The organism is Vibrio profundi (assembly GCF_005281835.1).
Classification (GTDB): Bacteria; Pseudomonadota; Gammaproteobacteria; order Enterobacterales; family Vibrionaceae; genus Vibrio; species Vibrio profundi.
In genome coordinates this window covers 73,583-97,662 of record NZ_RZIS01000003.1, presented here as the reverse complement: position 1 = coordinate 97,662, position 24,080 = coordinate 73,583, and the positions used below count along the sequence as shown (strand labels likewise).

The window sequence follows — 24,080 nt, the reverse complement described above, 5'->3', positions numbered from 1 at the left end:
TTATGGGTTTAGCCTACGCTGTATAAAAATCATGAAATCTCTCAAAAAAACACTGCCACTTGATACCTTACAAATCTTAGATGTATTGCATCGTGAAGGGACTTTTTCCGCAGCATCTGCTCATCTGAATCGTTCCGTTTCAGCACTTAGCTATCAGATCCAAAAGCTTGAAGATGAGTTAGGCATTCTGATTTTAGATAGATCGGGGCATCGCGCCGTGTTTACTCAAGTGGGCCAGCTACTACTTGAACAAGGGCGGCACTTACTTAACGCTTCCGACGAACTTGTTCACCAAATACAACGTTTTTCAAAGGGATGGGAAACCGAACTTTATCTTTCCTATGACGGGATTATCGGTCAAGACGCCGCTCTCACTCTGATTAGCGATATGGCAAACGAATGCGAAACACAGCTTCATACACAAGAGGATATTCTGTCTGGGGGATGGGAATCTCTTATTTCCGGCAAAGCTGACATCTTGCTATCGTCAACGCCAACCATGGAGCTCCCCAATACAGTAAACACGAAAGTGATTGGTCATGTGGATATGATTTGGGTCGCCGCAAATAACTCGCAAATATTAAACGAGCCAGAGCCGCTCAGCGAAGTGACACGTTGCCAGCATACGATAGTTGTCGTCGCCGATACCGCTTTCTCCTCCCCTAAGGTGACCAAAAACATATTGTCGAACCAAAAAACCTGCACGGTCAGTTCGATGAGTAACAAACTCATCGCGATTCAACGTAATTTGGGGATAGGAACCGTGCCCAAACACTTAGCGACACCCGCACTGGAGCAAGGCAGCTTGATTGAGATTGGCCACGCTCGAACAGTAGATATCGTGTTGGCGTGGCAGCGCGGGAATATGGGGAAAGCGAAGACTCTGGCATTAAAAAAGCTAGAAAAAATTTGGAATCAACTCTGATGCTAGTACACCCAAGTTCAACACTAAGGTTGAACTTGGGTGAAAGATTACCTATCTCGACCAATGAATCGGCTTGCCTTTACACTGTCCCCTCCTGGGGTTACCGCTTCAAATTTATAAACTCTAGCGATATTTCCTTTATGAAAAAAGGCTTGGCCCTTATCCGATGTCACTTCCGTTTGCTGTCCTCTTATATTGGAAGACACCTTCGCATTAGCGACACTTTTTCCATTCTGAGTAACGGTCACTAGCACCCCGTTCGATTGTTGGTTCACCGACATTTTTAACTCGGCAGCGGCCGTAAAAGAAGTCAAAAGTAACGCGCTAACCAATACTGTTTTTAATTTCATGTTCGTTTATCTCTGTTGTCTTGGGATAACAGAAATATACAAATCATGAAGATCGTTTGATAACGGGAAGTCTTGAATAAGATGTTCTGATTTATGCATGAACTTTTTTGCACATGCTAAATTGCTCAAGTTTTACACAGAACACACTTTGTAGTTCTACATAGCTTTTAGCTGTCAAGCCGCACTACCTATACCAATTTTTACCTACCTCTCGAATACCGTAAATGAGCCCACGCAAAAAGTGATTCAGGTTCAAGAGCGATTTAAACGCAGCTTAGCTCTATTTATAGAATTGATACATTTCTTAGCGTTATACATAACGTGGAACCATACAATGAAAAATAACAAACTATTATTAGCGACTATTGCTGCTGCCAGCTTTTCCGGAATGGCCAATGCCGATGCCATTTTGCATGCTTTTAACTGGCAATACTCTGATGTCACCTCTAAAGCTAATGCCATCGCCGATGCGGGCTACAAGAAAGTGTTAATTTCGCCGGCAATGAAATCAAGCGGAACGCAATGGTGGGCACGCTATCAACCTCAAGATTTTAGAGTGATCGATTCCCCACTTGGTAACAAGCAAAATTTACAAGCAATGATCTCGGCATTAAAAGCGAAAGGCGTCGACGTATATGCCGATGTTGTGCTCAATCATATGGCTAATGAGAGCTGGAAGCGTGATGATCTTAACTACCCCGGAGAAGAGGTTCTCACGAGCTACCAAAATAATTTGAGCTACTTTAACGATCAAAAGTTATTTGGCGACTTATCACAGGGTTCATTTTCCAGTAACGATTTTCATCCAGCTGGCTGTATTACAGATTGGGGGAATCCAGGTCATGTTCAATATTGGCGTTTATGCGGTGGAAATGGTGACACTGGCCTTCCTGACCTAGACCCAAATAACTGGGTTGTAAGCCAACAAAAGCTCTACCTAGAAGCGTTGAAAGAAATGGGTATCAAAGGCTTTAGAATCGACGCCGTCAAGCACATGAGTCAATATCAAATTGATCAAATATTCACTCCAGAAATCACGTCAGGAATGCATGTGTTTGGTGAAGTCATTACTAGTGGAGGTAAAGGCGATTCTAGTTATGAATCTTTCCTTGCCCCTTACTTAAACAATACCAATCACTCAGCGTACGACTTTCCACTGTTTGCGTCGATTCGGTCGGCATTTTCGTACAGCGGTGGACTCAATCAGTTACACGACCCACTCGCTTACGGCCAAGCGTTAGATAACCATCGCGCTATTACTTTCACCATCACCCACGATATTCCGACAAACGATGGTTTCCGCTATCAGATCATGGATGAAAAAAGTGAAGAGTTGGCATACGCCTATATACTCGGTAAAGATGGCGGTACGCCGCTGATTTACAGCGATGAGCTGCCAGATGAAGAAGATCAAGACAATGGACGCTGGGCAGACGTTTGGAATGAAACCTCTATGGTCAACATGCTCAAATTCCATAACAGCATGCAAGGTAAAACAATGACCACTCTTTATAGCGACCAATGTTTGCTGATATTCAAACGAGGAAAAGAAGGGCTTGTCGGCATTAATAAGTGCGGGGAACAGCGCTCTTACACGATTGATACCTATCAGCACGAATTCAATTGGTACCAAGAATATAAAGATGTACTTAGCAACGCCAAAGAAGTGGTGAACTCCCGCTACCACTCACTCACTATTCCAGCCCAAACCGCGAGAATGTTGATGCTATAGCGCAAAGTCATTAAATTTTCCGACAAAAATGCCCGCTAGTTGCGGGCATTTCTTTTAAGAATAATAACGCTAATTGTAACTATAACGATACGACGAAATAGCCGACATAACATTAAAGCGTTAAAGCAAGATAAAGATACCCGCTAAACACGCACTCATTAGGTTCGCTAACGTACCCGCTGCAACCGCTTTTAAGCCTAGGTTTGCCACTTCAGAACGACGCTCTGGCGCAATCACACCAATAGAACCTAGCTGAATCGCAATCGAACCAATATTGGCGAAACCACATAATGCGAACGTGATGATCACTTGGCTGTGCTCAGACAATAACGCTTTGTTTTCAACAAAGTCGATGAAAGCGACAAACTCATTCATTACCACTTTCTGGCCGATGTAAGAACCAGCCATCAACACTTCATTACTTGGAATACCAATTAACCAAGCCAGTGGTGAGAATAAGTAACCGAAAATCGCTTGTAGCGTAATGCCTGTCATGCCAAACATTTCAGCCGCGTTTTCTAGGCCAGTATTCACCATAGCAATCACACTCACGAATGCGATCAACATAGTACCGACAGCAACCGCAACTTTCATACCGTTCATTGCGCCACTTGCGAGTGCATCGATAACGTTACTTTGGTCTGCTTTATCTAATTCGATGTTGTCGTAATCACTTGGTACGCCACGCTCAGGAACGATAATTTTCGCCATCATCAAACTACCCGGTGCAGCCATGAAACTCGCTGCAATTAGGTATTTGAGTTCTACACCTAGCCCTGCGTAGCCACCCAATACGCTACCCGCAACAGAAGCCATACCACCAGCCATCACTGCGAACAGTTCAGAGCGAGTCATCGTCGCAAGGAATGGACGAATCAAGAGCGGAGATTCGCCTTGAGAAAGAAAGATATTACCCGTCGCAACCAGAGATTCAGCTTTGCTGGTCCCCAATAACTTTTGTACCGCGCCACCCAATACTTGGATAACTTTCTGCATGATGCCCAAGTAATAAAGTGCCGAGATCAACGCACTAAAGAAGATAATGATCGGCAGAACGCGAATAGCAAAAATGAAACCAGTGTTAGCAAGGTCACCGAATAGGAAAGCAATACCAGCATCAGCAAAACCAAGTAGGCTGGAAACGCCATTACTTAAGCTAGTGAGCGCCAGTTGACCCCAAGGGAAATACAAAACCAGAGCAGCAAAAGAGACTTGAAGAAGTAATGCTCTTAGTACCGTTTTCCATTGAATTGCAGAGCGGCTTTCAGATAGCAGGTACGCGCAAACGATCAGCGCTACAACGCCGATTAAACCAAATAAAATATTCATGATATGTCCGATTAATCCTTATAGAGACAGCATTAGCAAAGCAAATGCAGCTAAAGGAGCAGGACAAAGAACCGCGAGCAGAGCGCTGCGCGAAGTAGTCAATAACAACAAGTTGTTCATGTAAAAATCACCTTATACAAGCATAGGAACGCAGCTGGTCCGGTCCGTGGGGTCATTCACATATCCATGTGACGGCTTGTATTGGCTAAGCACCGGCTTAAAACCGGAAGAGAAGTATAGATAAATAAATGAGAGATGCATCACATTTATTTAGGCAAACGTTCGCGCGGTCAATTATTCAGCCGATCGTTCTATATTGATACGAATTAAATCGTCAGGCTGGTGATTTAGAGGCTTGCTGTTGGCTGCGATGGATACGAAATGCAGTGAGTAGATTCATCATGATCAAGGTACTTTCGAGCATAATCCCGCCAATCGACCCCATTAGAATGTTATTAGTCAGCCAACAAAATGCGCCGATGATCATGCCAAATCTGAGTCGAATACCACTCAAGTTAAAGATTGAATAAGTGCCGATCGTAGTACCTAAAATCGCAAAGATTTGCACCCAACTGGTGGCTAAATAGGTGCCAACTCCGACTAACACTGCAATCGTCATCCAACACAGTAGCTTTCCAGAGTATTTAATGGCGATGCAAGTTCGGACTAAAGAAAGGCTGGTCGAAAATGCCGATGTCATGCTACCTAGGAGTAAAAAATGCAAAGTATGGACGGCGTAAAATGCCAACATATACATTTTGAGCTTGTGATCATCCTTCTGCCAAAAAGAAAGAACACCTAACGCAAAACTCCCAAACCCGACCCACTGTGCTATTTCCAATGCCCTTTCCCTAAAATGGTTGGCTTTTCAACGTAATCAAGCCCCGACATAAGTCAGGGCTTGTTCATGCGATGAACAGAACGCTATGAATTATTGAAGGTAGGTAGAGCTATTCGCTTTATCTACTTCACTTAGGAACAAATCAAGAAGCTCTGAACCTTTTTCTCCGTGAGTTTCACGAACGTATTTTTTAACCCCAGGCTGAGTCGCTTGACGCATAGATTCGCGTTGCTCATCCGTTAGAGAGTTAATCTTCATCTTTTTCTTCAAGCCCGCAAGGCCACGATCATCCGAAGCTTCAATCAAACGAGACAAGCCACGGTTAGCACTCAAAGCAATCTCTACTGCATCGGCAACGATTTTCTTTTCGCTCTCAGTTAAGCCGTCGTAAAAGTCTTTATTTACCATGAATGTATACGGGGCGAACAAGTGATTTGTCAGCGTTAGGTATTTTTGTACTTCGTTAAATTTCGCGAAAGATACCGTAGGTACTGGGTTCATTTGGCCGTCGATCACGCCAGTTTGCAGTGAAGAATATACTTCGCCCCAAGATAGCGGGTACGCTTCAGCGCCAAGTGATTGAATGATCTTTTGGTGAGTTGGCAATGTCATAGTACGAATGCGCAAGCCTTTAAAATCTTCCAAATTTTCAATTGGACGCTTTGAGTTCGTTACCGAGAAAAAGCCGCCTGTATCAGGGAAACCCAGTACTTTAACGTCTTTCATTTCCGCTTCAATATCACGAGCGAGTGCAGTACCAAACTTGCCATCTAGTACTTCATATGTAGACGCATTGTTGTTAAACGCGAATGGCACATCCAGTACACCAATGCGTGGGTAGTAACCCGCTAGCGGGCCCACAGGTGATAACGTACCTTGTAGCTGACCATCGCGAACCATTTGAATATGCTCTTTCGCGTTACCCAGCTGATTGCTTGGGAATACTTGAACTTTGATCTCACCATTCGTTGCAGTTTCTACGATGTTTTTAAATACACCAGTAAAGGCATGAGCAGGGTTTTCCATGATGTCTGCTTTGTTGTCATGACCAATGCGTAGAACTTTCTCTGCCATTGCAAAAGGGGCGGTAACAAAACTTGCAGCAAGCGCAGCGGCAACGAGAGTTTTAGTTAAAGTTTTCATATTGACTCCATTACTATGAATTGTCTTTGTTATATAGGGTGTTTCAGTTTTACGTTTTGATTAGGTGGGCGTTGTTCTTTCTACCCACCTTGTATTTGTGTCTTCATTCTCAATTAGGTATTCACCGCAGTGTGGTTAATAGCCCAGTAACCTAGGAATGAATAAGACGATGTCTGGGAAGAAAGCTATCGCGAACAAGAGAATCAGTTGTCCTATTAAGAACGGCATGAGCTCTTTCGAAATACCTTCGATTTTGGCTCCGGTGACGGAGGAGAGAACAAACAAGCAAGCGCCTATCGGAGGTGTCATCAGCGAGATATTCAACGCTAAGATGAACACGATGCCAGCATGAAGTGGGTCCATTCCAATCTCGGCGGTAAGTGGTACTAAGATTGGCGCTAAAATCACTAGCATTACGTTGATGTCCATGATCATGCCGACAGTAAGCAGTAGCACGATGATCAGAGCCAAGATTACGTTCGGGTTATCAGACAATGAAATAAACATGTCTGCGATCATTTGAGGGATTTGATTGAAGCTCAACCACCAGCCTAAAATCGAAGCTGAACCGATAATTAGGTAGATAACCGCCGAGATTTGCGACGTACGAACAATCATCTGGTACAGCGCTTTGATCGACAGGTTGCGGTAAATAAATGTACCAATGATTAAGGCATACGCGACAGCAATCGACGCCGCTTCTGTTGGTGTCACAACACCAAATACGATCCCACCAAGAATGATTAATGGCATCAACAGCGCAAGCGCAGAATTCTTAAAGTGATCCAACACTTCTTTCAACGATGCTTTTTGGCTCATCTTAGGTAAGTTCTTACGCTTACCCATTGCACCGATGATAGCCATACACACTAGGCAAACTAAAATGCCCGGTAAAATACCTGTCGCAAATAAGCCACCGATAGATACGCCCATTAGCGAGCCATATACCACCATCAAACCGGAAGGCGGAATCGTTGGACCAATGATAGAGCCAGCGGCGGTTACCGCACATGCATAATCTTTGCTATAACCCTGCTTAACCATTGCAGGGACTAATGTACGTCCGAAAGCTGCTGCATCCGCAGTCGCAGAACCTGTAATCCCCGAGAAGAATACCGATGCCACCATATTGGAATGAGCAAGGCCGCCACGAAAATGCCCTACCAGCGCTTCAGATAAATACACCAAACGATTGGTGATGCCAGTATGGTTCATGATTTCACCCGCTAAGATGAAAAATGGCATCGCCAAAAATGGGAAAATATTCAAACCGTTAAAAATCTTACTTGGCGCAAGCGAGGCAAAGTGCGCACCGCCGATATCATGCATACCGACCAAACCAGCAACACCTAATGCGATAGCGATTGGCGCACCGAGTAACATGAGTGCTGCGAATAAAATACCAATCATGATTGCTCTCCTTGAATCGAAACAGAGGTATTAGAAAAACTCAATTTGAAGGCATACAAATCTTCAAGCCACACCAAAAATGATTGGAAAGCAGAGAGTGCGAATGTGACAGGAATCGCGGCATAGGCATAAGACATTGGCATCGAAAATACGGTAGAAAGTTGATTCGCGCCTTTTTCAGCAAAGGCATAACCTAGATAAGCGATATAAGCGAAAAAGGCAGTGGTTAGCGCCCCAACGAAAATCTTAATGATGCGCTGCGTCATCATAGGGAAACGCTTGGTCACAAACTCTAGTCCCATATGTTCGCGCCCAGCGGTACAGCATGGAACGGCCATCAAAATCGCCCAAATCATGATGTAACGAGCCATTTCCTCAACCCATACCAACTGAAGCTTTAATAGATAGCGGTCAAGCACGCCAAGCCATACATCCAAAATCAGCAATGCTGTCAGTATCCCTACGCATAGCTGATTGGCTTTATTTAAACGATTTTTAGTCGTCGTAATTATGTTGTTTGGTAAAGTCATTAACTTCCGTCCTTCCTTTTGACTGCTTTCCATGGAAAGGTCACCAACAATTAACAAGTGAATTACATCAAGTCATTTCACCTTACATATTCAGCATTCATTTAAAAATGATTCAGCTCACAAAATACATAATGAATGATAGTTTCAAACATATAGTCACCAATACCATTTTAAGTCATTGAAAAATAATAAAAATAACATTAAGAACCTACATGAACCTGCTCATCAATGGTTTGAAAGTAACATTCAGTTATCATTGTAACTATCAATGAGTTACGAAAAGCGAGGAAGCAAATTCTGAGAAAGTAACCTAATTTCTGATAGGAAAATCTTTGAAGTGAATCACATGAAAAATGAGCAGTGATCTAGGGAAGCAACGAAGAAAAAACGCAAAAGGTAATAAGGTTAGCGATTTATTGTGTAGAGACGAAAGAGAGGCAAGCAGTCACCAAAAGAAGGATATTTTAAACGAAAAAAACCGCCCGAAGGCGGTTTTCAACACTCATTGCTCGACATAAACCCTATAAGCCAATCCAAGTAATTAACGTAAAATCAACAAGTTACAAAAAGGCAATTAGAAGAAAGTCGGCATCCAATGTGTCACATTGTCTTGCTCATCTACTACACCGATGTATCGCCATTTATCAAAAGTAAGGCAAGGATGGGAAGTCGACATAACTAAGACATCACCCACTTTCAAATTATCTTTAGGAGTTTCCACGAACATGTGTTGGTCCATGACATTAGTGCATGTCAGCGCTTCTGGCGTGATTTCTTCACCATCACGAATAATTCGCTCAATGATCGGTAAACCAGCGTCAAATGCCACATCACGCTTACCCAAACCAACCACAGCCTTTCCCGACTCCGGAACTGAGATAACATACGCCCAAACTTCTAGCGAAGAGACTAAGTCACCAGATAGATCACATGCGATGCCGTTCACGGCTTGTGCGCGATCTTGCACTAGGTTCTGTGCATCTTGATAGATACCAGTATCATGAATCGCGTAACAACCTGGGCGAATAATTCCCGTTAAATCATCCAGTTGGCTGAATTCATCAGCAACAATGTCGTACCAAGCAGAGCCGGCTCCAGAGATAATAGCTTGAGCTAAATGATGCTCAGCCTTTAGCTCTCTTAATAGGCCAATGGCAAACTTTAAGAACTCACGAATGTTTTGCTCAACGTTATCTCCACCAATTACACCTTCGTATAGCTCGATCCCTGATAGCTCAACATGAGAAGCATCAACGATTGTTTTCGCGATAGAATGGACATCTTCCGCAGTGCGGCAGCCACAGCGGCCCCCTTGAACGCCTAGCTCGATAAAGAGAGGGACGTTAATTTCAGCTTCTGCTGCGACCTTATTCCATGCTTGTACGTTGCTCTTATTATCCACACACGAATAGATAGTCACGTTATGCTGCTTAATTAGATTCGTCACAATCTGCATATTAACCTTGCCAACTACTTGATTAGCAATGATTACCTTCTTCGCTCCTGCAAGTACTGCCACTTCCGCTTGCACTGCCGAAGCCACCGTGATCCCCCACGCACCATTATCAAGTTGCTGCTTGAATAGAGCTGGAGTCATGGTGGTTTTACCATGTGGACACAACTTCACATTGTTTTTTGACGCAAATGACTGCATCCAGTCGATGTTATTTTCAATCGCGGACTTACGCACTACTGCGCAAGGTAGGCTAATTTCCTCTTGTGTCAGCGAAAAAACACCACTTGATGAACGGCAAATCGGTAGGCCTTTGGTACCAATTGGCAAGCTTTGTGAGCTGCATGTGTGAAAATTACTATCATAACTTTGCTTTTCTTGATTCATCTTCAAATTCTCCTAACACGGCATGAAAAGCCTGTAGTATCTAGGCTTGTTGTGAGCTAAGATATTCACTACGTTAGAAAGTATCAAACAAACAAACACTAAATGTGCACTTTCTCACTTTTTTTTATTCGGTGTGTATTTAGTATTTGCTCTGCGAACAGGTAAACCATATGACTATCGATATAGACATCATTTCGTGCATTTCAGAGCGTTTTAATGCGTTAAGAGAAGCTGAAAAAAAGGTCGCTAAATTGATCATGGATGATTTAGCAATGTCCGCCAACGCCAGTATTACTCAGCTCGCTGAGCAAGCCGGTGTTAGTGAAGCCACCATTACTCGCTTTGCAAAAGCAGTAGGCTGTAAGAACGTTCGAGATTTGAAAATCAAATTGGCTCAATCACTGGCCGTTGGTCAGCGCTTTATTCATGAGCCAGTCGATAACACGGGCGTTCAAGGGATTTATGAATCCATCAAGCAATCTATGGATCTTAACCGTAAGTTGCTTAATGAAGACGACATAAGAACCGCAGTCGAATGGCTTCATGGAGCTCGCCAAATCATCAGCATTGGTATGGGTGGTGGCTCAACGATGGTCGCACAAGAGTTTCAAAACCGAACATTCCGCCTTGGCTATGCCGTTGTCTCATACAACGATGGCCTGCAAGCGAGAATGGTAGCATCTACGGCCGACGCCAATGATGTATTGGTTGTAATGTCAGTGACTGGCTTTACTCCTGCCATTATCGAAGCAGCGGAAATCGCTAAGCAATACGGAGTAAAAATCATCGCGATTACCGCGGCTGATTCTCCTCTCGCTAAAGTAAGTGATTTGGTTTTACCAATAGTTACGCAAGAAACAGATTTTATTTATAAACCATCTGCTTCTCGATACGCCATGTTAGCCATGGTGGATGTTATCGCAATGGAATTAGCCGTAAGCCATAAACGCCGCTCTCGCGACCGCTTACGTAGACTAAAACTAGCGCTGGATTCTCATCGAGGAGGTATGGATAGACAACCGCTAGGTGACTAACCCTGTATCTCAATATACAGATTTAGCTCACTAGCAAGGAGCAGCAAAGTTATGCAGTTTGATACAATCATTCGCAATGCGAACGTTATCGATGGAACGAATACGCCTTCATACTTAGCTGATGTTGGCGTAACTGGTGACAAGATCACTGCCATTGGCGACTTATCTCAATACCAAGCGCAGCAAGAACTGGATGCGCAAGGTAAGGTGGTAGCACCGGGTTTCATCGACGTTCACACTCACGATGATACTAACGTAATTCGTATGCCAGAATGTCTGCCGAAAATCAGCCAAGGCATCACCACTACCATCGTTGGTAACTGCGGCATTAGTGCGTCTCCGGCAACATTAACCACTGCCCCGCCCGATCCAATGAACCTACTTGGTAAACAAGAAGATTTTAAGTACCCGACATTTGCTGCGTATGCACAAGCGGTAACCGAAGCGCAACCTGCGGTCAATGTCGCGGCGCTCGTAGGCCATACCACACTGCGCAATAACGTGATGGACGATTTGTTCACAGGTGCGACCGATGATCAAATAACTCAAATGCGTGCCACTTTGCGTCAAGCGATGGAACAAGGTGCGCTTGGCATGAGCAGCGGCCTAGCTTACGCCAGCGCAAAATCTTCACCAGAAGAAGAAGTTCAACAACTTGCGCAAGAGCTATCAGAATTTGGCGGTATTTATACCACACACATGCGAACTGAGTTCGAAGGCATTCTAGATGCTATGGACGAATCTTTCCGCGTTGGTCAGAAAGCTAAAGTACCTGTCATTATTTCTCACTTGAAATGCGCCGGCGCTGGTAACTGGGGGCGTACTGTTGAAGTACTCGACAAACTCGATACCGCGCATCAGCACCAAGATGTGGCGTGTGACTGTTACCCATATTCCGCTAGCTCTTCAACGCTAGACCTAAAACAAGTGACCGATGAGATTGATATCTTCATCACTTGGTCAGAAGCACTACCCGATCAAGCAGGAAAGATGCTTAAAGACATCGCCTCAGATTTAGACCTGCCACTGATGGACGCCGCTAAAGCACTTCAACCTGCTGGCGCAGTCTATCACTGTATGGACGAAGCAGACGTTGAGCGCGTGCTCAAGTACAAGCTAACAATGATCGGTTCCGACGGTTTACCTAACGATCCTCATCCGCACCCACGTTTATGGGGCGCGTTTCCACGAGTACTCGGTTACTACAGCCGTGAGCGTAGGATCTTTTCACTAGAAACTGCCGTTCACAAAATGACGGGGCTATCGGCTAAGCGCTTCAAACTGGGTGGCCGCGGCGAAATCAAAACCGGAAACTTCGCTGATTTAGTGATTTTCGATAGAGACAAAATTACAGACGTTGCTGACTTCGACAAACCGATCGCTGCTGCTAAAGGCATTGATACCGTTATCGTCAATGGCAAGGTCGCTTATCAAGAACAACAAGGCGTGACTGAGCGTGCAGGTCGATTCCTCGCACGTAACGCCAAGTAATACACAATCACCCATTAAATTTATGTGCTCAAGGCTTGATTTGAGCAACCAATTAGAAATACGGAGAAATATTATGACAATCAAACGTTACGGTGTTGAAGGCGGTACAGGTACTGGTGGTCAACACCTTCCATTTGCACGTGCAACTGAAGCAGGTGGTTTCCTATACGTTTCTGGTCAAACTCCAATGACAGATGGCGAAGTGGTAGAAGGCGGCATCGTCGACCAATCTCGTCTTGCGATTCAAAACTGTGTAGACATCATGGAAGAAGCGGGTTACGGCCTAGAAGACGTAGTACACGTAAAAGTAGTACTGACTGATTCTCGCTACTTCCAGTCATTTAACAAAGTATTCAAAGAGTTCTTTGGTGCAAACCCACCAGCTCGTATCTGCATGGTATGTGACCTAGTAGTAGACGTAAAAGTGGAAGTAGACGTAACGTGTTTCCGCGCAGACCGCGCTTAATAGAACCACAGTTCCCACGATAAGAATCAAATATAAGTAGTAGGAGTCGAGTTGATGGAAAATAAGAAGGTCGCCTTTTTCGGCGAGTGCATGATTGAACTAAGTGGCACGCCACTGAATAGAACTTACGGTGGGGACACACTCAATACCGCGTTATACCTAGCTCGACTCTTACAAGATCAACCTTTTGAAATCAGTTATGCAACTGGTCTTGGCCAAGATTCACTCAGCCAAGAAATGATGGATAACTGGGAAGCAGAAAACATTGCGTGTGATTTGGTTAAACGAATTGAAGGCAAAAACCCAGGGCTGTACATGGTTGAAACGGATAATACTGGTGAGCGTTCATTTCATTACTGGCGTAGCGACAGTGCGGTAAAACGCTACTTTGACCAAGTTTCACCTCTAGAAGAAGCCATAGAAAAAGAAGACATTGATGCGCTATACATCAGTGGCATCAGCTTAGCTATCTTAGATGAGCAAGCGAAAGAAAGTTTGCTACTTTGCATCAAACAATTGAAAAAACAGAACAAACAAATCTTTTTCGACAACAACTACCGTCCTCAATTGTGGTCAACAGAAGAAGCGCAACATTGGTACAGCCAAGTATTGAGCTACACCGATGTCGCACTAATCACTGAAGATGACGATGTACTGGTTTGGGGCAATGCGAATGTTATTGATCGCTGCCAACACTTCGGTTGCCAACAAGTGGTCATCAAACGAGGTTGCGAGCCATGTGTTGTGGTCGACAATTTACAAGGTAGTGCTGAACAAGTTGAAGTATCAGCAACCAAAGTCGAAAAAGTTATCGATACTTGCGCGGCCGGAGATTCCTTTGCCGCAGGTTACCTAGCAGGTTACTTGAGTGGGAACACACCCGCTCAAAGTGCAAAACTAGGCCATGCTTTAGCAGGTACCGTGATCCAATATTCTGGGGCGATTATCCCTAAAACAAAAACAGAACAATTTAAAATTTCAGGAGCATAAGATGTCTCAAGAATTAATTTCAGCACTAAAATCTTACAAAGTTATTCCAGTCATTCAGATTGACGATGCGGCTCAAGCAGTGCCTCTAGCAAAAGCGCTTGTAGAAAACGGCCTACCGGTAGCAGAAGTCACTTTCCGCACTGAAGCAGCCGCTGAAGCGATTCGCCTAATGCGCGAAGCGTACCCAGAAATGTGCATCGGCGCAGGCACAGTATTAAACGCCGAGCAAGTTGATAAAGCGAAAGCCGCGGGTGCTGAGTTTGTAGTTGCACCAGGCCTAAACCCTACTACGGTTAAATACTGCCAAGAAGTAGGCATGCCTATTGTCCCTGGCGTTAACAGCCCTAGCCAAATTGAACAAGGCCTAGAACTTGGCCTTACATTCATGAAGTTCTTCCCAGCGGAAGCGTCTGGCGGTATCGCTATGGTGAAATCACTCCTTGCGCCATACGTAAACGTATCACTCATGCCAACGGGTGGCATCGGTAAAGGCAACGTATCTGATTACCTAGGTCTAGATCGCGTGATTTGCTGTGGCGGTACATGGATGGTTGCACCTAAACTTATCGCGGAAGGTAACTGGGACGAGATTGGTCGCCTAGTTCGTGAAGCGGTAGAACACGTCGCTTAATCACCGATACAGATTTAGTAACCCCCCCCCCAAGCTCCACAACGAATAAGCCTGTTAGTTTTTACGCTAACAGGCTTATTTTTTATCGTCGTGAAAGGTTAGCGTGACCAACGTTCTTCCATCTTTTTGCTGGTATATAAAAGGGCTAGCTCTGGCTTAGCGCAAAAACAACCTAGATAGAGCTTTACTCATCAACGCCTTATAACGCAGTGCCCACTTTGAACGCGGCAGCCATGAAGGAGAGTCCAATACCGTTTTGGCGTGAGAGAAAGTCTGAAAGCCCTCGATACCATGATAACGCCCCATCCCGGACTGCCCCACACCACCAAAGGGCGCATCTTCAGCCGCAATCTGCAGTAAAGTTTCGTTAATTCCCGTTGTACCACTGTGCGTTTCAGCCAAAATTTTATCTTTCGTCGTTTTGTCATTGCTCATTAAATACAGAGCCAAGGGCCTTGGTTTGTTATTGACATAATTGATTGCTTCGTTGAGCGACTCGTAGGTTTTAACCGGTAAAATAGGACCAAAAATTTCATGCTGACACACCAGCATCTCCTCACTCACATTACTCAGTAAATGAGGCAACATCTCCCGACCTTGTGCTTCGCAGTCTTGCAAAGTATCGACCAACGCGCCTTTCTCCTTCGCGTCTTCAATATATTGCTGTAATCGCTGACGCTGGGTTTCATTGATAATGTGGGTTATCTGCGGCTCTTTGTTCTTCTTCATATAAGCACGCTTAAAACGCCCCAGATAAATATCAATGAACTCTCGTTCTTTCCCTTTTGGGAGCAACACATAGTCAGGTGCAACGCAAATCTGCCCGGCATTGATTGATTTACCCAACATTATCGCGTCCGCTGCTGCCACTAGATCAACGTCGGGAGCAATGATTACTGGAGATTTCCCTCCAAGCTCAAGTGTAATAGGCGTTAAGTTTGGAGCTGCCGCTTTTGCCACCAACTTGCCTACCGGCGTAGAGCCCGTAAACAGCAGGTGATCAAAGGGAAGCGCACTGAATTCAGCCGCTACTTCGGCCTCGCCTTCGATACACACGACATGGTCTGAAAAATTAGCAAAAATCGATTTCAGAACACCATTAGTATTTGGCGTGTGCTCGCTTAGCTTCACCATCACTCGGTTACCTGCCGCCAACGCAGTAACAACAGGCGCAATACTAAGCACGATTGGGAAATTCCACGGCACAATCACCCCAACAACGCCCAAAGGCTGATAATGCACAAATACTTTTGAAGGAAACAGCATCAACCCAGCATGACGTTTACTCGGTTTCACCCATTTAGGCAGCTTCTTTAAGGTGTAATTAATGTGTTGAACTGCAGGCAATAAATCGCAAATAACAGAATCGAAATCACTACGAAAACCATAATCGCGCGACAGCGCATCCGCTAACCTGTCTTGGTTGGTAAGAAGCAACGCTTTCAAATTACTGAGTAGCGTCAAGCGCGACTTAAGAGGTGTGGCAGGCTCCGCCTGATAAAGCGCTTTGAGAGTCTGAAACTGTTGAGGTAAATCTAGGTGCGTAAAATCACACTCGGATCTTTCGGTATTCGGCTGTAAGGCTGCGTTCATTACGATTCCATAACGTAAAAGCGAATAAACGTATCCTATCAATAAGCGTTATTTTCTATCCAGTGGTTTGCGATAGCAGAATATAAAAGTGAGCGGCTGAGAATACTTTTACCTAAATCCCGTTCCCGGCATCCCATTCACTCACTCTTTAGTTCGGTTAGTCACGAAGTTCCGAACGCATCAATATTTCCTGAGGTACTTTGATCTTCCAACGATCAAGTTCTGACTCACTGAACACTAAAGCGCCCTTCTTCGGCGTCGTGATCACGGGCATGATGCCTGAATCCACATAGCGCTGGACTTGTTTCGCAGCCTCTATCCCCTGTTCTACTGCGCTGATCGCTAAGCCACCAATCGCTTTTCCTTCTCCAACCGAATAATTCCAAAACGCATACAAGGGCACAGGTGTATTTGAACTGGTCCAGCGGCTGACATCTTCCATCGCAAAGTGCTTACCTTGATTGTTCTTCAGAGCCGCATAGTTAGCAATAATCAAGGCGTCGTAACCTTCCTCACTGGCATTTTTAGTGTGTTCACGCCAGCCTTCCATAGAATCGATAAGGTAAGCGTCGACTTCTACACCATTGATTACTTGTTTAAGTTTATTAGTAAAGGAGGTCGACAAGATCGCATGAGACGTAGCCGCGCCATCCATCATCACCTTGACCTTTTTTGCATCTGGCTGCAATTTACTGATCATGTGAACCGAACGTTTTAATAACGGACGCTCTAGTACTCCCGAAATATTGGCGGTCATACTCACATACTGTCTGGGATTAGCATTAATACCGAGAAAAAAGGTGGGAATACGACTTTTAGTTAAACGCGGGCCTAGGTATTTAAGCGCATTGTCATCAGAAACAACCACCACGTCTGGCTTTTTTATCTGGATGAAATCCCATGCTTCATCGGCGATGCCTTCAAAATCCTCTACGGGACGCCTTTTGGTGTCCATTTGGAAGTCATGAATATTGAAGCCATCTATCTCTCCAAGAAAGCCTTCCCTATATTCCTGCACCCAAGGATAAGCAAAGTGATAGCTATGTATGAATACCATTTCCTTAGCAGCAACCAAAGGCGCAAAAGTTAACGCCAGTAATACATATATAAACTTCATATCACCTCCACCATCTGCATAAGGCTAAGTGTAGTTGGTAAATTAGCAGATCCAGAAAAAACGTTACTCTGCGGTATTTGTGGCTACTTTCATATGACTTTTCGGCAAGGCGGCTTAATAAAATACGCTGGTAGATATAGGAGACATAGAGCACAATATTCGCACTATTTGATAATAATTAAATCAATAACTACCTTTAACAATACTATATGTACTCTTTTATAAAAGAGGCTCAAGTGAAAAGTATACGTGCCATATTTGTCGTCCAAGTCATAGTAATCGTTTCATTCGTATTACTGGTGACCGCCTTTTTCCAATATCAGTATTTTAAAGATAACCTTTATGCTGATTTGGATTTAAATGTACAAAATACCGCAAACCGAATGCAGGTGAGCTTACCCCGTGCCATCTGGGACTTCGACATCAATACTGCCACGCTTGCTGCTTCAGCCGAATTAAAGTCACCTGAAATCGCGGCTATTCAAGTTCTCGACAGCGAAGGCAATAACTTTCTTTTCTTAGGCAAGAACCCTGATCCAAACAGTAACGAAGCGGCTGCCATAGAATCCGTGAGCGAAGAATTCAGTGCAAACACTGTGCTCAGAGACTTGACCTTCATCGAATATGAAGAAGAACACAATGTCGGCCAAGTGACCATTTACTACGACACCCATGCACTCGATTCAAAGCTGCAAGAATCGGTGATGCATACCTTCTATGAACTTTTGATACTCGACATCATTATTACGATCACCATTATTTTCGTTTTAGCATTTACTGTGCTCAAACCGCTAGAGCAACTCACCTTAAGAATCAAAGATCTAGCATCGGGCGAAGGCGACCTCACTAACCGTATCCCAGAGGCCAAACTGAAAGAGTTCCACGACATTACAGAAGGCATCAATGTATTTACAAGCTCATTGCGCAGTATTGTTCAGGATGTTTCTTCTTCTTCCGTGCATCTTCAAGAAATGGCGCACGCCAATGGAGAAACCGCGCGTACTAACTCAGAAAAACTCGATGTTCAAAAGCACCAGCTCACTACGGTGGCTGCAGCCGCAACCGAGCTTAATCAATCCGTTGTCACGGTTGCAGATACCGCCCTAAACACAGCGGAAGAAGCCAGTCGCGCCACTTCATTGACTACAGATGTTCACCAAACTATCGAAAGCTCTGCTAACGAAATCATCAACATGCGTGAAGAAATGAACCATGTGAATGCCGAAATGCACAAGTTGATTGAAGAAGGTGAAAAAATCACCGTTGTTTTGAATGTCATCAACGATATTTCAGGGCAAACCAACTTGCTCGCATTAAATGCGGCGATTGAAGCTGCCCGCGCCGGAGAACAAGGCCGCGGCTTCGCTGTAGTTGCAGATGAAGTGCGAAACCTCGCGGTGAAAACCAGCCAATCTACCGAACAAATTCAAACCAACATCACTGCTTTGGATAACGCGACTAAGTCTGTTGAAGATGAGATTACCCGCATTTCCACCATGCTTGAAACGACAGCAGCAAAAGTGGCGGAATCACAGCTGTCGGTAAAAGAAGTCGAAGAGCTCATTGCACATATTTCCGATAAGAGTGGCCAAATATCGCAGGCGACTGAAGAACAAAGAATGGCTGTCGAAGAAATTAGCCAAGCCATTGTGGAAGCTTCGGAAGCCTCTAATGACGTGTCGGATGGCGCATCAACCAATGCCAAACGCACCGAAGAAGTGCTCACGTTAAGTAACAACATTGCCCAACACATGACCAAATTCAAAACCTAGTTCAATAAGAACCTACCCAGCTTTACCTGTACATCACTAGGTTTAGTGTCGGCTAGCGCCGTACGCATCATATAAACAAGGAAGCATTATGAAACGTTATCTATTGTTACTCACGACCCTGCTGTTCTCGTTTTCAGCATTCAGTATGACGATTACTGCCGCGCAAGATCCATGGCCGCCTTTCGTGAATAAAGGCAAAGGTGACGCAGGTATTTCAGTGGAAATCGTCTCCGAAGCGCTTGCCTCGCAAGGTCACCAAGTTCAATTTAAGATCATGCCTTGGACAAGGGCACTCAACGAAGTGAAAAACGGTAAAGTCGATATATTAGTGGCGACTTGGTTTACCGATGAGCGCACGTCATTTTTGAAATACAGCGACAGTTATTTGGAAAACTCGCTTAAGTTCATTAAACGAGCGGGAGACGGGTTTGAATATAACGACTACAACAGCTTGAACGGAAAATCCGTCGGCATTATTCGAAACTATGGCTATGGTACTGAATTCTTGAACGCGACTAACTTTAAAAAGCCAGAAGCGAATGACTTGATTGCGAACGTGAAAAAGTTAAAAGCGAAACGAATTGACCTAACGTTGGAAGATGAATTAGTTGCCAAAGCAACCATCTCTGGCGCGGGCATGAACCTAGCGGATTTTGATTTTACTAACAACGCGTTATCAGTCAATCCGATTCATGTAACGTCTGGCCTTGCCAATCCTAAACATGCTGAGATCATTGACGCCTTCAATAAAGGGCTCGCTGAAATCAAAGCAAATGGCACCTTTGATAAAATTCTTATGAAATATGGAATCAAATAGCGACGAATCGAATTCCTATAAACATTAGAAACCTAGCTAGATAGCGGCTTCATTGGAACACCAAGCTAGACAGCAGCACAAATAAATTCGCCCCTTGCATTGAGACTCCCAATGCAGGGGCGAAGCTTATTTATCGCATGTAAATGGCAGCAAGTATTCCTTAACTTGCTAACACAAACTCTACACTACAGAGACTTAAAACGAGCTGTGAAATGGCGTAACACTTCCGGTTCATACTCAAACGAGAGTCCAACTAATTCATCGGCGCGGTTTTTCAGTTCTATGATCGCATCGGCAATGTAGTCCATATGATCATTAGTATAAACGCGGCGAGGAATCGTTAGTCTCATCAGCTCAAGTTCCGAAGCTTTCTGCTCTCCCGTTTCAGGATCGCGGCCAAGTAACAAGGAGCCAATCTCTACAGCTCGAATCCCCGCTTCCAAATACAAGGCGTTACACAGAACTTGCGCTGGGAACTGCTCCGCTGGGATATGAGGCAAGATCTTAGCAGCATCGACAAACACGGCATGGCCTCCTGTCGGATATTGGATCGGAATGCCAGCATCACGCAGCCGATCACCTAAGTACTCAACTTGACTGATGCGGTAATGAAGGAAGTCCTCATCTGCCCCTTCATACAAACCACGAGCTAACGCTTCCATATCACGCCCAGCCATACCACCATAGGTAACAAACCCTTCCATAGGAACGCAGCGAGTACGCACCGCTTGAAACAGCTCTTGATGATCTCGAATACAACACAAACCACCGATGTTCACCATTGGGTCTTTCTTAGCTGACATCGTTAGCATGTCGCCATATTGGTACATCTCACGAATGATCTCTAAGATCGAGCTGTCCTTGTATTCCGCTTCACGCTGCTTAATGAAATACGCGTTCTCACAGTAACGCGCCGAGTCAATCACGACTGGAATATCATGCTTGGTCGCAATCTCATAGACAGCACGCATATTAGCCATCGACACTGGCTGTCCACCAGAGCTATTACACGTCACTGTCGTGATGATAGCCGCGATATTATGAGAACCGTGCTCCTCGATGGTCGCTTCTAGCTTTTCAAGGTCGAAGTTACCTTTCCAATCATACGGCGTGGTTGTATCAAACGCCTCTTGTGTCACTACGTTAAGCGCTTTACCGCCGTTCAATTCAATATGGCCAGCGGTGGTATCGAAATGATAATTAGAGATGAACACTGGTGTCTCTCCTCCGCGTACATTTCTCATTCGCTCAATCAAACAAGGGAACAAAATTTGCTCAGCGCCGCGCCCTTGGTGAGCAGGAACAGTAAGGTTGTAACCAAAGAAATGCTTAACCGCATCACACAAATTGTAGTAGTTGCGACTGCCTGCGTACGATTCGTCCCCCATCATCATACCAGCCCACTGATTGTCACTCATAGCACCTGTGCCCGAGTCGGTCAGCAAGTCGATATAAACATCATCACTGCGCAGCAAGAACGGGTTAAGGCCCGCTTCCGCCAGCGCGATTTCTCGGTCGGCTAGCGTGGTCATTTTGATCGGTTCTACCATTTTGATGCGAAAAGGTTCTGGGATACGTTTCATTTTAATTTCCTTTAAATAGATCTATCCCGTCAGCTGAAAAGTTGCGAAAGCATCAGCCTAAGGGAAATAAGTAAGATTTATTGAGATGAGGCAAGGCCACATCAGTCGGTGCAGAGCGCACCTAGGAAACTAAAGAGAAGTTGCTTTGCTGAGTAACGACAAGCAGTAGTCGAGGTTATACCACGGTGACAACACTAACGTGCTGTCGAGCTGGTGTAACTGGCTCATAGCGTTATCCTCCTTGATAATGGTGCCCTTATTAGGCTTACTAAAAATTATAGTGTATTTCACCACCATAACCGATTAGTGCACATTATAATTCATCAAGAAGCATAACGAATGTGAAAGATAGCTCACTTTTTAAACTTGATTTATAAATCACAACTATGGGTTATTTAACCTCTAAGCCTATTCCCTAAACCACTTGCTGCAATAGGTAATCCAAAAATACACGAATCTTAGCGGCTACGAGTTTTCTGCTTTGATAGACGGCGTAAGTCGCACTGAAATGATCACACGGGCTAAATTGATGCTCAGACATCACCTGCTGCAGCGTTCCTTGTTCGAGTTCGTCTTTCACAGCCCACTTAGGGATTAAGGCAATGCCACCAGCATTTACTATCAGTTGTTTTTGCCCGTTTACCGAATCAACAGTCATGAATCGACGAATCGCCAATTTAGGAGGCTTAGGGAAAACATGCTCTTTGTCGCTCATCCAGTACCACTCTCGCCAACCTGTATAGCCATATACAATACAATCGTGCTGTTGGAGATCTTCAGGTGATTCTGGAGCCCCATGTACATTGATGTATTCTGGGCTAGTGCACAAAATAAACTGATTATCGAGCAGCTTTCTAGCAACCATTTCAGAATCAGGTAAACGCCCACTTCGAATTGCGATATCCACGTTTTCTTCAATCAAATCGACAACACGCTCAGTTAATTCAATACTGACATCAATATCCGGGTACAAACGGCGAAATGCAGGTAACAGCGGCAGTAAAACGCTCTCTCCAAACCCCACTGTAGTGCTGATTTTCAAGCGTCCCACAGGGCTTAACTGTAGATCGCCAACCGCCCGTTTTGCTTCCTCTAGTTCTGAAACAATACGCTTGGAATATTGATAGTAGGTTTGCCCAGCTTCCGTTAAACCGACATTACGAGTGGTTCTTTCTAGTAGCCGCGTCCCTAACTCAGCTTCCAGCGCCGCTAACTGACGAGAAATTGAAGATGGCTGCACATCGAACACTCGGCTTGCTTGGGCGATACTTCCGGTTTCTACCACGCAGTTAAAATATTGCAGTTTGTTCAATGAACTCATTTCTTCACCAATATCGTTATCCATCATTACCCCATTGCTCAAAAAGCAACAGTGAAGTGCATTTAGCCATATTGTTGCTTTTATCACAATAAATAAGAATAGCCGCCATCAGCCAAACAGATAAGCAAAAAGGGCAAATTATGAAAGCAATGACTATTACTCAAATCGGCGACGTAGATGTATTCGAACAAACTGAACAGCCTGTACCACAACTAAAACCAGGCCACATGATCGTTGAAGTGAAGGCGACAAGCGTTAACCCACTCGACACTATGCTGCGCTCTGTTGATACACCATGGTCAGAAAACCTACCTAAAATCTTACATGGTGATGTTGCAGGCGTGGTGGTTGCAGTCGACGAATCGACTTCCAACTTTAAAGTCGGAGATGAAGTCTACGGTTGTGCTGGGGGTATCGCTGGTATCAATGGCGCATTAGCAGAATTCATGCTCGTTGACTGCGACCTGATGGCACTTAAACCTGCTCGCTTAACCATGAAGCAAGCTGCTGCACTGCCTTTAGTTTCCATCACAGCATGGGAAGCACTATGTGAGAAAATGAACGTTCAGTCAGGCGACAACTTACTGGTACACGGCGCAACCGGCGGCGTTGGCCATATTGCCGTTCAGCTGGGTAAACATTTGGGGGCTAAGGTAACGACAACGGTTTTATCCAGAACAGAAGAAATTGCGCGCTCGTTCAATGCCGACAACGTTGTGAACGTTGATCACACGAGTGTCGAAGAATACGTAGCAAAGCATACCGACGGTCACGGCTTTGATGCGATTTTCGACACCATCGCTGGCGATAACATTCAACGCAGCTTTGAAGCCGCGAAATTCAACGGCCAAGTGGCAACAATCCTGCCAATCGCAGATCCTCTACAAATCGCCTTAAAAGGGTTGAGCTTCCACAGCGTATTGATGCTCATTCCCATGACTCAAGGCATTAACCGCCAACGTCATGGGCAGATCCTGACTCACATTGCTGAACTCGTAGATCAAGGTGTGATCACTCCCCTAATCGACGAGTCTGATTTTAGTATTTGGCAAGCAGCAGAAGCGCACGCTCATTTTCAATCCGGCCAAGTGATTGGCAAAATGACACTTGAAAATAAGTAAGCTGATTGATCAGCGTTGCCATTTAGCGACTGCGACGCTCTACT

21 protein-coding genes are annotated in these 24,080 nt (G+C 44.7%); 10 read left to right on the top strand and 11 right to left on the bottom strand.

What is annotated here, in order from left to right; all coding sequences use genetic code 11:
- Positions 1-31 precede the first annotated feature (31 nt).
- The gene (locus ELZ11_RS09255) at positions 32-925 is read left to right on the top strand and encodes a LysR family transcriptional regulator (RefSeq protein ID WP_137357120.1); all 894 of its coding nucleotides are present in this window, start codon (positions 32-34) and stop codon (positions 923-925) included.
- Positions 926-972: 47 nt separating this feature from the next.
- On the opposite strand, the gene ELZ11_RS09250 is transcribed toward ELZ11_RS09255, so the two are convergent.
- Positions 973-1,275, bottom strand: coding sequence for a hypothetical protein (locus tag ELZ11_RS09250; protein ID WP_137357119.1), 303 nt, complete (start codon positions 1,273-1,275; stop codon positions 973-975).
- Positions 1,276-1,609: 334 nt separating this feature from the next.
- Between ELZ11_RS09250 and ELZ11_RS09245 the strand changes: the two genes are divergently transcribed.
- The gene (locus tag ELZ11_RS09245) at positions 1,610-3,007 is read left to right on the top strand and encodes an alpha-amylase family protein (protein WP_137357118.1); all 1,398 of its coding nucleotides are present in this window, start codon (positions 1,610-1,612) and stop codon (positions 3,005-3,007) included.
- Positions 3,008-3,127: 120 nt separating this feature from the next.
- On the opposite strand, the gene ELZ11_RS09240 is transcribed toward ELZ11_RS09245, so the two are convergent.
- The 6 genes from ELZ11_RS09240 to ELZ11_RS09215 form a co-directional block, all read right to left on the bottom strand.
- Positions 3,128-4,336 carry a NupC/NupG family nucleoside CNT transporter gene (locus ELZ11_RS09240; protein WP_137357117.1) on the bottom strand — a complete coding sequence of 403 codons (1,209 nt, stop codon included), beginning with the start codon at positions 4,334-4,336 and terminating at the stop codon, positions 3,128-3,130.
- 334 nt (positions 4,337-4,670) lie between these two features.
- Positions 4,671-5,177, bottom strand: a complete 507-nt coding sequence (locus ELZ11_RS09235) for a YgjV family protein (protein WP_137357116.1) — start codon at positions 5,175-5,177, stop codon at positions 4,671-4,673.
- A 90-nt stretch (positions 5,178-5,267) separates the two neighbouring features.
- Positions 5,268-6,320, bottom strand: a complete 1,053-nt coding sequence (locus ELZ11_RS09230) for a TRAP transporter substrate-binding protein (RefSeq protein ID WP_137357115.1) — start codon at positions 6,318-6,320, stop codon at positions 5,268-5,270.
- Between the two features lie 135 nt (positions 6,321-6,455).
- Entirely contained in the window at positions 6,456-7,730 is a 1,275-nt protein-coding gene (locus ELZ11_RS09225) for a TRAP transporter large permease (protein WP_137357114.1), read from the bottom strand.
- Positions 7,727-8,293, bottom strand: coding sequence for a TRAP transporter small permease (locus ELZ11_RS09220; protein WP_244291637.1), 567 nt, complete (start codon positions 8,291-8,293; stop codon positions 7,727-7,729). Before ELZ11_RS09220 ends, ELZ11_RS09225 begins: the two co-directional genes overlap by 4 nt.
- Positions 8,294-8,834: 541 nt before the next feature.
- The gene (locus ELZ11_RS09215; protein ID WP_137357113.1) at positions 8,835-10,100 is read right to left on the bottom strand and encodes an amino acid deaminase; all 1,266 of its coding nucleotides are present in this window, start codon (positions 10,098-10,100) and stop codon (positions 8,835-8,837) included.
- A 170-nt stretch (positions 10,101-10,270) separates the two neighbouring features.
- On the opposite strand from ELZ11_RS09215, the gene ELZ11_RS09210 reads away from it, so the two are divergent.
- The 5 genes from ELZ11_RS09210 (at position 10,271) to ELZ11_RS09190 (ending at position 14,712) form a co-directional block, all read left to right on the top strand.
- Entirely contained in the window at positions 10,271-11,134 is an 864-nt protein-coding gene (locus ELZ11_RS09210; RefSeq protein ID WP_137357112.1) for a MurR/RpiR family transcriptional regulator, read from the top strand.
- A 51-nt stretch (positions 11,135-11,185) separates the two neighbouring features.
- Positions 11,186-12,625, top strand: coding sequence for an N-acyl-D-amino-acid deacylase family protein (locus ELZ11_RS09205; RefSeq protein WP_137357111.1), 1,440 nt, complete (start codon positions 11,186-11,188; stop codon positions 12,623-12,625).
- A 73-nt stretch (positions 12,626-12,698) separates the two neighbouring features.
- Positions 12,699-13,091, top strand: coding sequence for a RidA family protein (locus ELZ11_RS09200; protein ID WP_137357110.1), 393 nt, complete (start codon positions 12,699-12,701; stop codon positions 13,089-13,091).
- 54 nt (positions 13,092-13,145) lie between these two features.
- Positions 13,146-14,081 carry a sugar kinase gene (locus ELZ11_RS09195; protein ID WP_137357109.1) on the top strand — a complete coding sequence of 312 codons (936 nt, stop codon included), beginning with the start codon at positions 13,146-13,148 and terminating at the stop codon, positions 14,079-14,081.
- 1 nt (position 14,082) lies between these two features.
- Positions 14,083-14,712 carry a bifunctional 4-hydroxy-2-oxoglutarate aldolase/2-dehydro-3-deoxy-phosphogluconate aldolase gene (locus ELZ11_RS09190; RefSeq protein WP_137357108.1) on the top strand — a complete coding sequence of 210 codons (630 nt, stop codon included), beginning with the start codon at positions 14,083-14,085 and terminating at the stop codon, positions 14,710-14,712.
- Positions 14,713-14,868: 156 nt separating this feature from the next.
- On the opposite strand, the gene ELZ11_RS09185 is transcribed toward ELZ11_RS09190, so the two are convergent.
- Together ELZ11_RS09185 and ELZ11_RS09180 are read right to left on the bottom strand one after the other, a co-directional pair.
- Positions 14,869-16,305, bottom strand: coding sequence for a coniferyl aldehyde dehydrogenase (locus tag ELZ11_RS09185; RefSeq protein ID WP_137357107.1), 1,437 nt, complete (start codon positions 16,303-16,305; stop codon positions 14,869-14,871).
- A gap of 157 nt (positions 16,306-16,462) precedes the next feature.
- Complete coding sequence (locus ELZ11_RS09180) at positions 16,463-17,422, bottom strand: ABC transporter substrate-binding protein (RefSeq protein ID WP_137357106.1); 960 nt, start codon at positions 17,420-17,422, stop codon at positions 16,463-16,465.
- 236 nt (positions 17,423-17,658) lie between these two features.
- Here ELZ11_RS09180 and ELZ11_RS09175 point away from each other — a divergent pair, with 236 nt between their 5' ends.
- Positions 17,659-19,194, top strand: a complete 1,536-nt coding sequence (locus ELZ11_RS09175; RefSeq protein ID WP_137357105.1) for a methyl-accepting chemotaxis protein — start codon at positions 17,659-17,661, stop codon at positions 19,192-19,194.
- Positions 19,195-19,279: 85 nt separating this feature from the next.
- Positions 19,280-20,011, top strand: coding sequence for a transporter substrate-binding domain-containing protein (locus tag ELZ11_RS09170; RefSeq protein WP_374939816.1), 732 nt, complete (start codon positions 19,280-19,282; stop codon positions 20,009-20,011).
- Between the two features lie 185 nt (positions 20,012-20,196).
- Here ELZ11_RS09170 and ELZ11_RS09165 read toward each other — a convergent pair whose 3' ends face one another.
- Together ELZ11_RS09165 and ELZ11_RS09160 are read right to left on the bottom strand one after the other, a co-directional pair.
- The gene (locus tag ELZ11_RS09165; RefSeq protein ID WP_137357103.1) at positions 20,197-21,594 is read right to left on the bottom strand and encodes a tryptophanase; all 1,398 of its coding nucleotides are present in this window, start codon (positions 21,592-21,594) and stop codon (positions 20,197-20,199) included.
- A gap of 415 nt (positions 21,595-22,009) precedes the next feature.
- Positions 22,010-22,939: a LysR family transcriptional regulator gene (locus ELZ11_RS09160; protein WP_244291636.1), complete on the bottom strand. Its 930-nt coding sequence runs from the start codon at positions 22,937-22,939 to the stop codon at positions 22,010-22,012.
- Positions 22,940-23,055: 116 nt separating this feature from the next.
- On the opposite strand from ELZ11_RS09160, the gene ELZ11_RS09155 reads away from it, so the two are divergent.
- Positions 23,056-24,036, top strand: coding sequence for a zinc-dependent alcohol dehydrogenase family protein (locus tag ELZ11_RS09155; protein ID WP_137357102.1), 981 nt, complete (start codon positions 23,056-23,058; stop codon positions 24,034-24,036).
- Positions 24,037-24,080 lie beyond the last annotated feature (44 nt).